We start from the raw sequence: 13,575 nt of genomic DNA, 5'->3' as shown, positions 1-13,575 counted from the left end.
ACTTTTTTGGCAATTATTTTGCCTTAATCACCCCAAAACCCTTTAAGAAAGAGGAGTTGCGATAGGCACTCTATAATTTATTTTTTTGCCGTCTGCATCCATAGACCTTTAATGCGATGCCGTTGAAGGAAATAGATGGGGACACCTGTTATGGTAAAAAGGCTTGCCACCAAGAGCGTATTCCAGTTGGTGCTCAGAATAATCCACAGACAGAAAAACAAAGCCAAAACTCCATATGTCCATTGCCACAGGGATGCTTGTGTCTTTTGAGTGTACAGCACACGGAGATAAGCCAAAGAGCAAATACCATAAACGAATAAAAAGGATGTCACTGAGATATCAACAATGACATTGATCTTTTGAGCCAAATTATCGCTGTGGGTCAGAATCAGCAACGGCAGAATACCCATACAACATACGATTAAACTGCCATAGGGCGCCCCAAAGCGATTTCTCTTGGCGAAAAAGCTGGGCATCAAACCATCTTGAGCAAGCCCCAAAGCGATCTGACCGCTGGTTAACACCCAAGCATTCAAGGTACCGATGCACACAATCGAAGCAATAAGAGCAATGAGCAAATGCCAGCTCCCCCCAAACATATGCAACGCTGCTTCGCCATAGGGTGCCTTAGACTGGGCAAGCATTTCACCAGGCACAACGCCCATAATGGCCACACTATTCAAGGCATAGATAACCAATACACACAAAGTCCCCAGGATCACAGCACGGGGAATAGTCTTACCAGGATTTTCAATGGACCCCGCCGGTGTCGTCGCTGACTCTAGACCAATGAATCCCCACAAGGTCAGTAAGGTCACATAATTCAAAGCCTTGGGTAAACTCAACTGTGACACACTTTCACTGGTGAAAAAGTTATTGGTGTCAAAGAAAAACAAAGCGATGATTGGCACAATCAGAAGAGGAATTAATTTTAAGTTGGTCAGAAAAAACTCAACAATGCCCGCCACTTTGACGCCTCTCAAGTTTACGCCTGTAATCAGTAACAAGAGTAAGATCTCAAGACTTAAATGAAAGAGAGGGGAATGCTGGCCTAAAATCGGGGATAAATACCCAATGCTGGCCGTGATCACAGCAATGGAACTCACCCAAGAAACGACCCAATACGTCCACCCTGTAAAAAACCCAAAAAATCGACCAAAGGTCTCTTCTACATAGACATGAGGACCACCCGTTCTCGGAAAACGTGAACAAAGATTGGCAAACACAAGAGCCAGCATAATGGCACCCGCACCAGAAATTGCCCATCCTAAAAGACTGATGGCGCCAAAAGGCGCCAAATTTGCAGGCGACATAAAAACGCCCGAGCCTATCTGACTGCCCATAACCAGGGCGAAGACCGGCCAAAAACCAATTTTATTAGACATATAAATTCTCCAAACCAAAGGATTATCATTCAAACTTAAAACAACAAACTAAAAAATAAGGGGGATATAGTTACGCCTTGGCGGGGCGCTTTCGAGAGGAGAAAATGATGTCTTTTAAAGAAGACAAATACATCGGTGTACGCTTTACATAAAATTAGTTTATCGGTTCATGATAGCTTTTACCTTTTAAATGTCAACTTTTATTGAAAATGTTACGTGAGGATAGTCTTTCGTCTCCAGGAACGCACACGACGTGATTCGGACGTTTGACAAACCCATAAACAGAAAGCGACGTTGTATCTCCTTGACGCATCGTTCCATCATCCCCTACAACAATGACATAGAAACGTTGACCCTAATCGAGAGCTTATGAATGCGTGCTCCTGCACCCCCTCCTCTTGTCACTTTACAAGACATTTCCCTTGGATTTGGCTCCAAGTCGCTTTTTAGCCACGCAGAACTTTCTGTCGGCCGCAGGGAACGCATTTGTTTAGTTGGACGCAATGGCGCAGGAAAATCCACACTTTTAAAGATTATCGCTGGCATTATTGACCCTGAAACTGGCACCAGATTTGTGCAACCTGGGTGCCAGATTGCTTACCTTCCTCAAGAACCAGTCATCCCCGAAGGTCAAACAATTACAGAGTATATTAAAGAAGGCCTCAGAGAAGAAAATCGTGAGGATCATTATTTGATCGACGCAATGCTGAATATGATTAGGCTCAACGGAAATTTGGTTATGAACAATTTATCGGGAGGGGAAAAGCGGCGCGCGGCTATCGCACGTTCTTTGGTCAGCCAACCGGACATCTTATTGCTGGATGAGCCAACAAACCATTTGGATCTTCCCACCATTGAATGGTTGGAAGATATTTTAGAAAAATTCCCCGGAGGATTTGTTGTGATTAGTCATGATCGCACTTTTCTCAACCGCTTAACCAAAACAACCTTGTGGGTAGATCGGGGAATTGTGAGACGCCTTAATAAAGGATTTCAACATTTTGAAGAATGGGCTGAAACGATTGTGGCGCAAGAAGAAGTAGAGCGTGCCAAACTCGATAAACGCATTGCCCAAGAAACTACCTGGTCGCATCAGGGGATTACGGCTCGAAGAAAACGCAACCAGGGACGGTTGCGTCGCCTTTATGATATGCGTTCTGTGCGGGCTAAACATATTGATCATGGACGCAGTGTGATCATGGAATCAGAAATAGGCAATGTCTCTGGTGCCATGGTTATTGAAGCTAAAAACATTTCAAAGTCCTATGACGATCGCATGATCGTCACTAATTTTTCAACGCGGATTATGCGGGGCGATCGTGTCGGGATCATTGGTCCCAATGGCGCAGGTAAAACGACGCTTTTAAAACTCCTCACGGGTACGCTTTCTCCCGATAAGGGCTATGTAAAATTGGGGATGAACTTAACGCCTGTGTACCTTGATCAAGGACGGGCGCAACTGGATCCCGATAAATCCTTGTGGGCGACGTTGTGCGACAGCGGCGGTGATCAAGTGATGGTCAGGGGGAAACCCCGTCATGTGATTGGCTATCTTCGGGATTTTCTTTTTGAAGAAGCGCAAGCACGAAGTCCTGTCAAAAGTCTGTCCGGGGGAGAACGTAATCGTTTGCTGCTGGCCAAAGCGCTCGCTCAATTCTCGAACTTCTTGATTTTGGATGAACCGACGAACGATTTAGATATGGAGACGTTAGACCTTCTCCAGGAAATGCTCTCCGAGTATGAAGGAACTTTATTGCTTGTAAGCCACGACCGAAGTTTTTTAGATCGCGTTGTGACCTCAACGATTGTTCTCGAAGGCGATGGTACTGTTAAAGAATATGCTGGGGGCTACAGCGATTATCTCAATCAACGTCGCTTATCCTCGCCTGAATCAGCTAAAAAACATCAGAAGATAAAGCCCTTAGCGACAGGGACTTCATCGTTTCAGTCTACACCTAAAAAACTTAGCTATCAGCAAAAGCGTGATCTGGAATTATTGCCCAAAAAGATTGCAACGCTCGAAGCAACTATTCAAGAATTGAGTGCAAGACTTGAAGACGCGGAACTCTTTAGCCGCAATCCTGAGGTGTTTTTAAAAACCGCCGAGGGCCTTGAACAAGCAAGATTAGATCTTGAAAAATCAGAATCACACTGGCTTGAACTTGAAGCTTTAAGGGAAGAAATCGAAGGCGTTTAACTGGCCTTGTTTTAACAAAAACCGAGTGACTTCTCCATTTTTTTCACAGATACAGCGAAGTGGAGAGTTCCAGTTACTTATTTTACTGGATGGCTTCCCCCGTGTGTTCTCAATGACGAGGGATGCTGTCCTATTCTTTAGTCGTGATCATCTTCTAAATCAAAAGATAACCTGATGAAGTTATTGAATTGTTTTTCCACATCGTTGCGAAACACTGCAAACTCCTCCGTATCTTTTTTTGCTTCTTGAAATTCAGTCGTTAAAGAAGTTCTCATCGTGTTCACAAAAGTTCTTTGTTCATCGGTTTCCTTGTTCAGGATATCGGGCAGAAGCGGTTCAAATTTAACCATAAATCCCTTTAAAAATTGGTCACTTGTCACAGGGGCTTCCACATCGTCGATCATAATGCCGGGAACATATCCTTGCAGAACACAGAGCATGCGTTGCATTTTTCCTAGATCACACACACGACTTAAAGCATTGGGGCGAATACACCTGGCGAGCGCTTTGACAAAGTCCTGTTGAAGCATGTGCCGAAATTTCTGTTCGCTTTCTTCTGTTGGATTTTCTGGTTTTAAAGTGTTCACCAAGTGCCAGACTCTGGCAGCGGCATTAGCCATCCAAACCACATCATAGAGGCCCTCTGCCTTTTTAAAAGTGGTGTACAGTTGATTAACAGAAAGAGGAGGGTAATTGGGTTCATCCTCATTGCCATAAAAGAGATCCCCGTTAAGAGGTGGGTGCACTGTGAGCAGGGCAGCCTTAAGAAGATGAAAGACAGGACTATCCTCCCGTAGACCAAGCAGGTATTTCTGTAAATCGGCAAACAAATCCCCTTCTTTGCCTTCTTGATCGAGGGTTTCATCATAAAGTACTTTCAAACTTTCATAAGTTCGACTAATGCGTTCTTTATCCATAACATTTTCAGCATCATTATTTCTAAAAACGTGTGTGCCATTGTCAATCCAGGGCTGATCTTGAATTGCTTCTCTTGTATTGCTCAGGAGAGCTGCGAGATCCTCTGAATTATAGCGTGTCCCTCTTTGAGGAATATCCTTTATGTAACTAAGATGCTGATATGGATCCTGATTTTCCTCATTTCTCTCTCTGTGTATGATGACCTCGATGATCCGAAATAAAAAACTGGTCCCTTCCATGGCTTCGTATACTTCAGGACTGGTCACAATGACGCCAAACCCATAATTCACCATGTAAACGGCACCCTCGCTAGAAGAACTCAAAGCAGGTCCCCTATGCGTCTCAAGTTCATCATCGTCTGTCCTATAATTCCCAGCATAAATGAGGCTCCCAATGGGGAAACTCCTGGCACTCCCAAAACGGGTATCATCGACGACATCAACGTCTGCTCCTTCAAGTCCAGGTATATAAACATTTCCAATAAGCACGCAAAAACCCTCTGAGGGAACCATCGATAAAGAAACTAAAACGAACAGTAGTCGCATAAACATATGAAGAGGCATCCTTAGATATTGTTTTGCAAATTCTTTCCGAACATAGACACGATCTTTAATTTTGACAAGTAGATAATTTAACACTTAAAGTATTATAAAATAATTTTTTTAAAAATGAACAAGCATAGTGCTTAATGAATACCGATGATTAACTTGAAACAGTGCCCCGATCAACTCATTCCTTTCCTAGAAACAAAGCATCTTTATCTTCGCGCGCATCACCCCGACGACTGGTCAGACTGTGCCAAAATGTGGGCGGACCCTCTTGTCACACGCTATATTGGCGGGCAGCCCTTTAACAAGAAAGACGTCTGGAACAGGATACTTCGGTATTGAGGTCTTTGGTTTACTTTGGGATTTGGCTATTGGCGCGTGGAAGAAAAATCCACCCAACGCTTTGTGGGGGATGTCGGCTTTGCAGATTTTAAACGGGACATGATACCCGCCTTAGAAAGCCCAGAAATGGGGTGTGCTTTAGCCTATCCCTTTCATGGTCAAAGCTATGGTTATGAAGCTGTAAAAGCAGTTACCGCCTGGGGTGATGCCTATCTTAAAGAAAAGAAGACGTGCTGTATCATTCGTCCGGAGAATCTCCCTTCCCTCCGTTTGGCGGAAAAGTGCGGTTATCAACAACAGCACTTAACCTCCTATAAGGGTCATGAGACGCTGGTTTTATCGAGAATCTCTCTTTTTGGCGTTTGAAGGCCGACCTTTAAAAGGCTTTCGTGCCTGATCACGCTCTTTAAACGTATCTTTCCCAAATTTTTTCGATTTTGAGGGTTTCCCCCCAAAAGAAGGACGTTCTTCTTTTGAGCCAAATTTCTTCTTTGCGGGTCTATCACCGAAAGACGGCTTCTCTTCTTTAGACCAGAATTTTTTCGACTTTGCCCCATTTCCACCAAAGGCTGGACGATCTTCTTTCGAACTAAACTTTCGGGGTCTTGCGGGTTTATCATCAAAATCAAAATGATCCTCGCGAGACGCAAATCTCTTAGACTTTACGGGTCTATCACCGAAAGACGGTCTCTCTTCCCTGGAACCAAATCTCTTCGCTTTTGCAGGTCTCTCTCCAAAAGTTGGTCTTTCTTCTTTAGACCACACCTTTTTTGATTTTTCCGGCTTATCGTAAAAACGATCGGCTGAGGGCTTTCCCCAAGACTTCTTAGGACGATCAGACTCTTCCTCATGCAAGGACTTTGATCTTGGACCTTTAACCCTGCTCTCCAGAGGCTTGTCTTCTAACCAAGGACGTTGACGAGACTTCGATCCGCCGCCTCCAAACTTTCTCTCACCCGAAGAACCACGTTTGCCAAATCTGGGGGAATCATCAAAACGGCGCGCTTTGCCGGATTTAGAACGTCCTTCAAATCGCGGCGACTCAGATCTCTGTCCTGGATTAATCAAATTTTGAATAGCCATCCACTTACGTTTTTCATCGGGAGAGATAAAGCACAACGCTGATCCTGTCAAACCAGCGCGCGCTGTTCTTCCAATACGATGGATGTAATCCTCGGGACATTGGGGAAGATCATAATTAATCACATGTTCAATGTGCGGTATATCGAGTCCACGCGCTGCAACATCTGTCGCTACTAAGATGCGATACTTTTTATTAAGATAACTGCGGATTGTTTGAGCGCGCTTTGATTGTCTTAGGTCACCATGAATAAAACTAGAACTATAGTCATCATTTGCGAGTTTCTTTGAAAGCTTTTCTACGGATATTTTTGTTTTCGCAAAAATCAAAACCGTGCCAGAACGTTGATCCAATTCTTTAATAAGCTGTGTGTATTTTTCGGCCTGACTCAGAAAGAGACTTTCTTGTTTAATATTTACAGAAGGGGTATCCGTCGATCCAACGGCAATGCGTTCTGGATTGGTCAGGTATTTTTGTGAAAGGGCTGCGAAGTTCTTTGGCAAAGTTGCTGAGAACATCAACGTTTGTCTTTCTTTCGGAAGATATTTTGCAATCTCTTCCAACTGTACACCAAAGCCAATATCGAGCATCCGATCCATTTCATCGAGTACAAGGAAAGAGGTTTTTTGCAAGTTTAAGGACCGACGTCTCAAGTGGTCATTGACACGACCAGGCGTACCAATAATCAAGCGAGGATTAGCGCGCAGTTGACTAATCTGCTTGTACATAGAATCACCGCCAATAAGAAGTGCTGCTTGAATTTTATTATTTTTCCCCAAAAGCTTACGCACAAATTCAATAACCTGCATTGCCAACTCTCGCGTTGGGGTCAGAACAAGGGCTGTCTCTTGCTTAGATGCCATCAGTTTCGAAATCAAAGGTAAAACGAAAGCTGCCGTCTTTCCTGTACCTGTTTGGGCTGAACCAATAATGTCTCGTCCTTCAAGAGCCAGGGGAATCGCTTGGGCTTGGATAGGTGTAGGGGTAATGAATTGCAACTGGGTGAGCGCTTGGTGGAGCTCTTCAGGCAAACCAAAGTTTTGAAAAGTAGTCATAAAAGCATATGTCCTTGGGGCAACTTATTTAATGATTAAAAATTTGGGGATGAGATTAACTCAAGAAAAGGGATCTTATCCACATTGGTATAATTCCTGATCCTTATAATACTAAAATCCAATAATAGATAGTAAAAAGATAAATTAATATTCTTATTACTAGAGAACACCTTTAAAAGCCCCATAAATTCTAATATCTCAAACGGAAGCGTTTCATACAGTAGGTACAAATCTATAAAAATTTTTATAAAATTTTGTTGATATTTTACTAAAAGTCAATATTTTACCGAGGATCAAGTTTCAGAAAGGAACGACAATGATTCAACAGAATATTTTACTAAAGACAACCCTCTTGACATTTGCCTTGATTGGTTTTGGTCAAGTGGGCAATTCATTTAGCTCCGGCTTATCTCAAGAAACAGAAGAGCTTGTTGCTACTTCTCAGAGTCTCGCAAAAGTTTATCTGTCCAAGACCACTTCATCCTCTAACACTGACTCAAAATTAGATCGCGATGCTCTTGAAGCAAGCCAAGCTTTTGCAACAAAAAAAGAAAAGTTTGATACGGTTTACCAACCATCTTCCAAATATCCTGGCCTTTTGCTCGGCGCTACAGAGACTGCTCAAGCCACAGGAGAAGCTGTTGATGAACTACAAAAACTTTTTATAAAGAAGTTTACTCTAGAAAACATCAGTGAAATGCAGACAAAGAAGAAAAGCACCCTAAAAACTTTTGCTGATTTCTTTAATGCAGCTAACAACATACAGAAGCTCGATCGATTGGCTGCTTTGAAAGTTCCTGGGCATGACTTTTTTCATGGGTTCCAACAAGATCAAGTTTGGGGCGAGAATGAGCCTTACGGTCTCATGATTAAACAACGTATCGGAACAAAGATTTTTTCAGTTACCCTTGACCCTGAAGACCTTCTGAGCAAGAGCCCTATAGCCTCATTGAATATAACCCGATCCGGACGGGAACGTTTAACGACGCTTAACAAGCAGCTTGTTGAAATTTTTGGAGTCCTTTTAGAAGATGCGTCAAAAAAGATAGAGGCATGGCTCAACATGTTCGACCCTCTCTCTTCAACTTTCAAAAGAAAGATTGAAAAGCTCGACCAAAAGAAAGGCAAGCTTACAAAAGCTGCTAAAACGCTTCATATGGAGATCACAACTGCGGGAGATAAAGAAATTGCTCCTTCAGCAAAAGTGAGCAAAGCCTTGAACACGTTAGAAATCACAAAAGATTCTAGCGACACTAATGCCAGCTTATTAAAGAAAGTATACCAAAAGTATACAAACTTTGTAATGGCTCTCGATCTTAAGCTTGAACAAACCACAACTTCTTTGAAGATACTTGAAGACCTTTGGGGAAACATGGTTCGTAAAGGCCGGGTTTCTTAAAAAATTTACCGAGTCTGACCCGAGAAAAGAGGCCCTGGTGGGCCTCTTTTTTTCTATGTACACTGCCCCTAATAAGGTAAGGAGAAAAAATGAATAAAATTTTGACCTTTATGAAAAGCACTTTCAGTTTTGAAGGGTTATTGATTCTTTTTCTTTTCTCTTATCAATACAAGCATATAGGCAGAATCTTTGAAGAGGTAGACTGGGGATTGCTATTAAGTCTTCCTATTATCCTTCTTGGAGGGTCTTTATATTTTCAAAAAAAACATCTGCATCTTCACATGACGCCTCCCCAATGGTTTTTTATTGCATGGGCTTTATGGATGATTCTGTCAGCTTTTTGGTCTATTGCTGGAGTGAATGGTGCGGCAAAAGCTATATTTCTACTCCTCTTTACAATGCCCGCCTTTTTCACAGGATCCCTGCTCGTAGGAAGTGATGACCTAAGACTCGCGCGATTTTTAACTCTAACACTCTTATTTTCTCTGCTCACATTAATCGGTGGATTAACTATTTATGCTCTCACCCCCGGTCAGATTCAAATGGCCTTTGGCACAACCTATTTAGTCACAGGTCAGACCTTAGGTATTGGCTTTTTTCTCCTCTTAGATCTCAACAAAAAATCCAACACTCGACTTGTTTCTATTCTTACAAGCTTTGCAGCAGGTGCTATAATTTTTTTAATGCTTCATTTAGGAGGACGCGGTCCTTTATTAAGCCTTGGGTTCACCCTTATTTTTTATATATTTTTAAACAAGATGCACTTAAAAAGAATCCTCTCTTTTCTAGCATTAATGAGCCTAAGTTTATTGATGATGTATGGAGCTTTTAAATTTCTGACCTCTTTTGAAACCCCTATGGCTTCCCTAGAAAGGCTTCAATCTCTCCTTCATCCCAAGGGGGATAGTGCAATTTTAGAAAGACTTGAATATTTCAAATCTGCCTGGCATGCCTTTATAAGCGCCCCAATTTTTGGCTTGGGCATTGGGGGGTGGCCTACGTATCAAGCCCTGAATGACCCTCAATTACATCCTCATAATATTTTTCTCGAAATCATGGCTGAATCTGGAATAGTGGGATTACTTCTATTTTTGCTCCTCTTAATCACCTCTTGTTATAAATTTTGGCTTTCCGGATTGAGGTCCGTTCCCCTCTATGTACTCGTTTTCTGCTTTATAAATGCCTTAAAATCAGGCGATATCATTGATAATATTCTTTTCTTTGCTTTTCTGGGACTTTCTTTGGGCATCACTCAGAAAAAAACACATCCTTATAAAAAGGTTTAACTCTATGAATCCTCCACTCCCTCACCAACAACGCTTCAATTATAGACCCATAACTCCCAAAGATTTACCTCTTATTAATACCATTATCTATGAAGGGAAAAAATACTGGGGATATGCTGAAGAGGACGTTCAACGTTACATGAAAGCTGTTGGTATTTATGATGAGAATTATTTTCAAAATGGTTTTGGTTTCATTCTGGAAAGAGAGGCAGAAACAGTGGGATTTTATCTTTTTAAAACAGATGAAGATCCTATACATCTCAATCATTTTCATTTGAATACAAAATTTATTGGTCAAGGCTATGGTCGTCTTTTGTGGGGTCACTGCATTGCAGAGGCCAAGAAAAAGCGTTGGAAAGAATTTACGTTTTGGTCAGATCCTAATTCTTTTGGATTTTATACGCGCATGGGCGCTCTCAAAATTGGAGATTTGCCCATGATTACCGTGCCCGGGAAAATGGCGCCCATTATGCAGTATTCATTGGGATCATGAAAAATCCTTCCAATCACGTGAATATCCTCGAGAAAAATATCCTTGCCCTGTATGGCAATCGAGGGAAGCAGTGGTTGGCTAATCTTCCCAAAGTGATCTTAATTCTGAAAGAGTATTGGCAGTTAGAAAATATTATGCCCGTAACAACCATGAACTATAACTATGTTGTTAAGGCTACGCATCAACACCATGGTGCGGTTGTTATTAAAATAAGTTGTGATCAAAAGACACTGGAAGAAGAACTAAGGGCCCTAAAACATTTTGATGGCGATGGATCGATCATCCTCATCGACGACAATCCTGAGTATCAGGCCTTACTTTTACAGCAAGCTGTCCCCGGAAATTCCTTAAAAGATCTCTATTTAAAGCACCCAGAAAAAGCGATGGAACGTTACGTTGACGTGATGAAAAAGCTTCATAAAAAAGCAGCTCCTCAAGACCTAACGCATTTTCTTCACATCAATGATTGGTTTAAAGTCCTGGACTGTTCTTCTTCAAATCAACTTCCTACGCTCTTGCTTAAAAAAGCAAAGTATTTAAAAGATCAACAAATAAAGACAATGAAAGAAAATTTAGTGCTTCATGGGGATTTGCATCACGATAATATTTTGCTCAATGGCCATGAATGGCTCGCCATCGACCCGAAAGGCATTATAGGAGAACCAGAGTTTGAACTTGCTGCTTTTGATCTGATTCGTGATTCTGAAATGTCTGACCCGCGCACGATAAAACCGTTACTTTTTAAACGCATAACGCAACTTTCTACCCTAGCCGCTCTTGATGAAAGTCGTGTGAGAGATTGGGTGTTTTTGCGCATTATGCTTTCGGCGGCATGGTTTGTTGAAGATAAGGGAGATCCTCAAAAAATGCTGCATTTAGCCGAAACCTTCATAGAATATTAATACAATTTTGCGATGATCAAGGATCAAAAGATAAGGGAGACAATGATGGCAATTACACGAAAATCAGACGCTCACTGGTCTGGAGACCTTATGAACGGCCAAGGAACGATTCACTTGGGGAGTAAAGTTTTTGAGGGCCCCTATAGTTTTAAAGAACGTACATCAGAGCACAGCTCCCTCACCAATCCTGAAGAATTGATTGCAGCCGGCCATGCGGGGTGTTTCTCAATGGCCCTCTCCGCTCTATTGACGCAAGCAGGGTTTCCCCCAGAATCTATTAAAACAACGGCAGCTGTCACCTTAGATAAAGACGCTACAGGTTTTGCTTTAACCGAAATCAACCTAAGTACCAAAGTCCATGCCCCAGGACTTTCACAAGCAGACTTTGAACGCTGTACCCAATCAGCAAAAACAGGGTGTCCTATCTCTCGCGCTTTATCAACTGTAAAGATCACACTTGCAGCTGAGTTAGTCTAGTTTATAGAGGACAGCTATTTTTATGGTTCTTTAAAAACCTTGCTCCCTACTCAGGGACTTAAAGCGCTGGGTATCATTGAAATGTTGAATGCGTACTCCCATATAAACCTATAAGGGAATATAGGAGTATGTTTTATGAGAACCAAGTTTGTTCGATCTTTAATGTTTATTGCATTATCAACAACCGCTTTGCCTTCTTTGCAAGCAAGCTGGAATTATGAGCAACCTCCTGCACATAGACCCCAAACCAATAAACGTACCTTTGATGATATCTATCAAACCCCTCCTTCTACCGGTAACACCTTCTTATCGACTACATATTCTCTGGCTTCTTCAGGATTGAGTTCCCTTGGTTCATTTTTGCGCACTTCTTTCGGGTTCACTTCTCAAGAAGACGCAAGAGACACCGTTCCAACAAGAGCACAGGGTTCATCTTTATTGTTCCAAGCTGATGTACAGAATTATTTTACCCATAACCAAGAACAAGAATCTCAGAGAGTTTTAAGAGCTCCGCGTCATCACTTGATAGATTCATTTCCGGATAGATATCCACAAGCTCATGTATATCAAAGTAATTCATTCACACAAGGCTATCCTCCTTCCAATGGACAAGGATTTGCGGATGAATCATTTCACTATCAACCCTCCAGCTTTTTAGAGTCTTCAAACTTTGCATCACAGAATTCTATTTTATTGCCGCAAAGCTTACCTTATGGAGGTGTATCTAGGACGTCTACTTCAACCTCCCACGCTCCTCTCCTGATCATTGATGATAATGACGATCACGCACCTCAGGGAAATACTCCTGAAAGACCCAAGAAAAGACAAAAAAAGAACAACACCATCATTCTTGATCTTACTACGCCTACCTTTGAAACAGATGAAGAAGACATATTGATTTTGCCCTCAGGTCCATTCTCAAGCGTTCAGCAACAGGCACACTCTCATTTGATTCAGATAGACGAGGATCTCCCTGATATGATTGTCGAAGAAAAAGCGCAGCCGTCACGTCAAGGGAGCGGCTTAATTGTTGATATTGACGATCCTGAAAGCCTCCAAAAAGCCTTAAGAACATATAGTATCGAGCGTCGCTATAACCAAATGGAGCCCATTTACATGGAATGGTACAAAGAGCTTAGTATAGAATCAGGTCTTAAAAGGGCTTATGCAGATAAAAAGATTTATGATGAATGGGGCTCTGATGACCCTGAAAAACTACGCCAAATTGAATATCAAACAAAGAGTGCACGTGCAAAACTCATAGAGCTCGCTCGTACAAACCCCATCTACACCATCCTCAAGTCACGTGGGTTTAATGATAAAGAAATACGTTATGCTAGGGATCAAAGATTTTTAAATTTTTACGAGAAATAACAGAGATCAGGCATAGTATGCACAAGTAACGAGAACAGGCTAAAGCTTTTCCTGTTATCGAAAATTCACCTGATGACTAAATAGAATCTAGAGTTTTCTATTTATCATGAGATTGTTA

At 42.0% G+C, this 13,575-nt stretch carries 11 protein-coding genes; 8 read left to right on the top strand and 3 right to left on the bottom strand.

Annotated features, from left to right (window positions below):
* Nucleotides 1-77: 77 nt before the first annotated feature.
* Nucleotides 78-1,385, bottom strand: coding sequence for an APC family permease (locus tag GQ61_RS06510; RefSeq protein WP_085784548.1), 1,308 nt, complete (start codon nt 1,383-1,385; stop codon nt 78-80).
* 373 nt (nt 1,386-1,758) lie between these two features.
* On the opposite strand from GQ61_RS06510, the gene GQ61_RS06505 reads away from it, so the two are divergent.
* The gene (locus GQ61_RS06505) at nt 1,759-3,582 is read left to right on the top strand and encodes an ABC-F family ATP-binding cassette domain-containing protein (protein WP_085784547.1); all 1,824 of its coding nucleotides are present in this window, start codon (nt 1,759-1,761) and stop codon (nt 3,580-3,582) included.
* A 137-nt stretch (nt 3,583-3,719) separates the two neighbouring features.
* Here GQ61_RS06505 and GQ61_RS06500 read toward each other — a convergent pair whose 3' ends face one another.
* A complete protein-coding gene (locus tag GQ61_RS06500; RefSeq protein ID WP_085784546.1) occupies nt 3,720-5,051 on the bottom strand; it encodes a hypothetical protein in 1,332 nt (443 codons plus the stop codon).
* Between the two features lie 354 nt (nt 5,052-5,405).
* Between GQ61_RS06500 and GQ61_RS06495 the strand changes: the two genes are divergently transcribed.
* Nucleotides 5,406-5,756, top strand: coding sequence for a GNAT family N-acetyltransferase (locus GQ61_RS06495; protein WP_198157296.1), 351 nt, complete (start codon nt 5,406-5,408; stop codon nt 5,754-5,756).
* On the opposite strand, the gene GQ61_RS06490 is transcribed toward GQ61_RS06495, so the two are convergent.
* Nucleotides 5,727-7,526 (bottom strand): DEAD/DEAH box helicase, encoded by a 1,800-nt coding sequence (locus GQ61_RS06490; RefSeq protein WP_085784545.1) that lies wholly within the window; start codon nt 7,524-7,526, stop codon nt 5,727-5,729. The two genes, GQ61_RS06495 and GQ61_RS06490, sit on opposite strands and share 30 nt — an antisense overlap.
* A 316-nt stretch (nt 7,527-7,842) precedes the next feature.
* Here GQ61_RS06490 and GQ61_RS06485 point away from each other — a divergent pair, with 316 nt between their 5' ends.
* The 6 genes from GQ61_RS06485 (at nt 7,843) to GQ61_RS06460 (ending at nt 13,457) form a co-directional block, all read left to right on the top strand.
* A complete protein-coding gene (locus tag GQ61_RS06485) occupies nt 7,843-8,925 on the top strand; it encodes a hypothetical protein (protein ID WP_085784544.1) in 1,083 nt (360 codons plus the stop codon).
* Nucleotides 8,926-9,014: 89 nt separating this feature from the next.
* Complete coding sequence (locus GQ61_RS06480) at nt 9,015-10,211, top strand: O-antigen ligase family protein (protein ID WP_085784543.1); 1,197 nt, start codon at nt 9,015-9,017, stop codon at nt 10,209-10,211.
* 4 nt (nt 10,212-10,215) lie between these two features.
* Nucleotides 10,216-10,704: a GNAT family N-acetyltransferase gene (locus GQ61_RS06475; protein ID WP_085784542.1), complete on the top strand. Its 489-nt coding sequence runs from the start codon at nt 10,216-10,218 to the stop codon at nt 10,702-10,704.
* Nucleotides 10,701-11,606, top strand: a complete 906-nt coding sequence (locus tag GQ61_RS06470; protein WP_085784541.1) for an aminoglycoside phosphotransferase family protein — start codon at nt 10,701-10,703, stop codon at nt 11,604-11,606. The genes GQ61_RS06475 and GQ61_RS06470 overlap by 4 nt, the downstream gene beginning before the upstream one ends.
* Before the next feature lie 42 nt (nt 11,607-11,648).
* Entirely contained in the window at nt 11,649-12,083 is a 435-nt protein-coding gene (locus tag GQ61_RS06465; RefSeq protein ID WP_232317307.1) for an OsmC family protein, read from the top strand.
* Between the two features lie 135 nt (nt 12,084-12,218).
* Nucleotides 12,219-13,457: a hypothetical protein gene (locus tag GQ61_RS06460; RefSeq protein WP_085784539.1), complete on the top strand. Its 1,239-nt coding sequence runs from the start codon at nt 12,219-12,221 to the stop codon at nt 13,455-13,457.
* The last annotated feature ends 118 nt before the right edge of the window (nt 13,458-13,575 follow it).

The organism is Candidatus Nucleicultrix amoebiphila FS5, from assembly GCF_002117145.1.
Lineage (GTDB): Bacteria > Pseudomonadota > Alphaproteobacteria > Caedimonadales > Nucleicultricaceae > Nucleicultrix > Nucleicultrix amoebiphila.
The sequence above is the reverse complement of the archived record's forward strand: the minus strand, read 5'-3'. Positions and strand labels throughout refer to the sequence as shown.

What these genes read in the sequence shown, in the direction of transcription:
- GQ61_RS06510 (WP_085784548.1), bottom strand. Translation starts at nt 1,385, where the DNA reads ATGTCTAATAAAATTGGTTTTTGGCCGGTCTTCGCCCTGGTTATGGGC.
- GQ61_RS06505 (WP_085784547.1), top strand. Translation starts at nt 1,759, where the DNA reads ATGCGTGCTCCTGCACCCCCTCCTCTTGTCACTTTACAAGACATTTCC.
- GQ61_RS06500 (WP_085784546.1), bottom strand. Translation starts at nt 5,051, where the DNA reads ATGTTTATGCGACTACTGTTCGTTTTAGTTTCTTTATCGATGGTTCCC.
- GQ61_RS06490 (WP_085784545.1), bottom strand. Translation starts at nt 7,526, where the DNA reads ATGACTACTTTTCAAAACTTTGGTTTGCCTGAAGAGCTCCACCAAGCG.
- GQ61_RS06485 (WP_085784544.1), top strand. Translation starts at nt 7,843, where the DNA reads ATGATTCAACAGAATATTTTACTAAAGACAACCCTCTTGACATTTGCC.
- GQ61_RS06480 (WP_085784543.1), top strand. Translation starts at nt 9,015, where the DNA reads ATGAATAAAATTTTGACCTTTATGAAAAGCACTTTCAGTTTTGAAGGG.
- GQ61_RS06475 (WP_085784542.1), top strand. Translation starts at nt 10,216, where the DNA reads ATGAATCCTCCACTCCCTCACCAACAACGCTTCAATTATAGACCCATA.
- GQ61_RS06470 (WP_085784541.1), top strand. Translation starts at nt 10,701, where the DNA reads ATGAAAAATCCTTCCAATCACGTGAATATCCTCGAGAAAAATATCCTT.
- GQ61_RS06465 (WP_232317307.1), top strand. Translation starts at nt 11,649, where the DNA reads ATGATGGCAATTACACGAAAATCAGACGCTCACTGGTCTGGAGACCTT.
- GQ61_RS06460 (WP_085784539.1), top strand. Translation starts at nt 12,219, where the DNA reads ATGAGAACCAAGTTTGTTCGATCTTTAATGTTTATTGCATTATCAACA.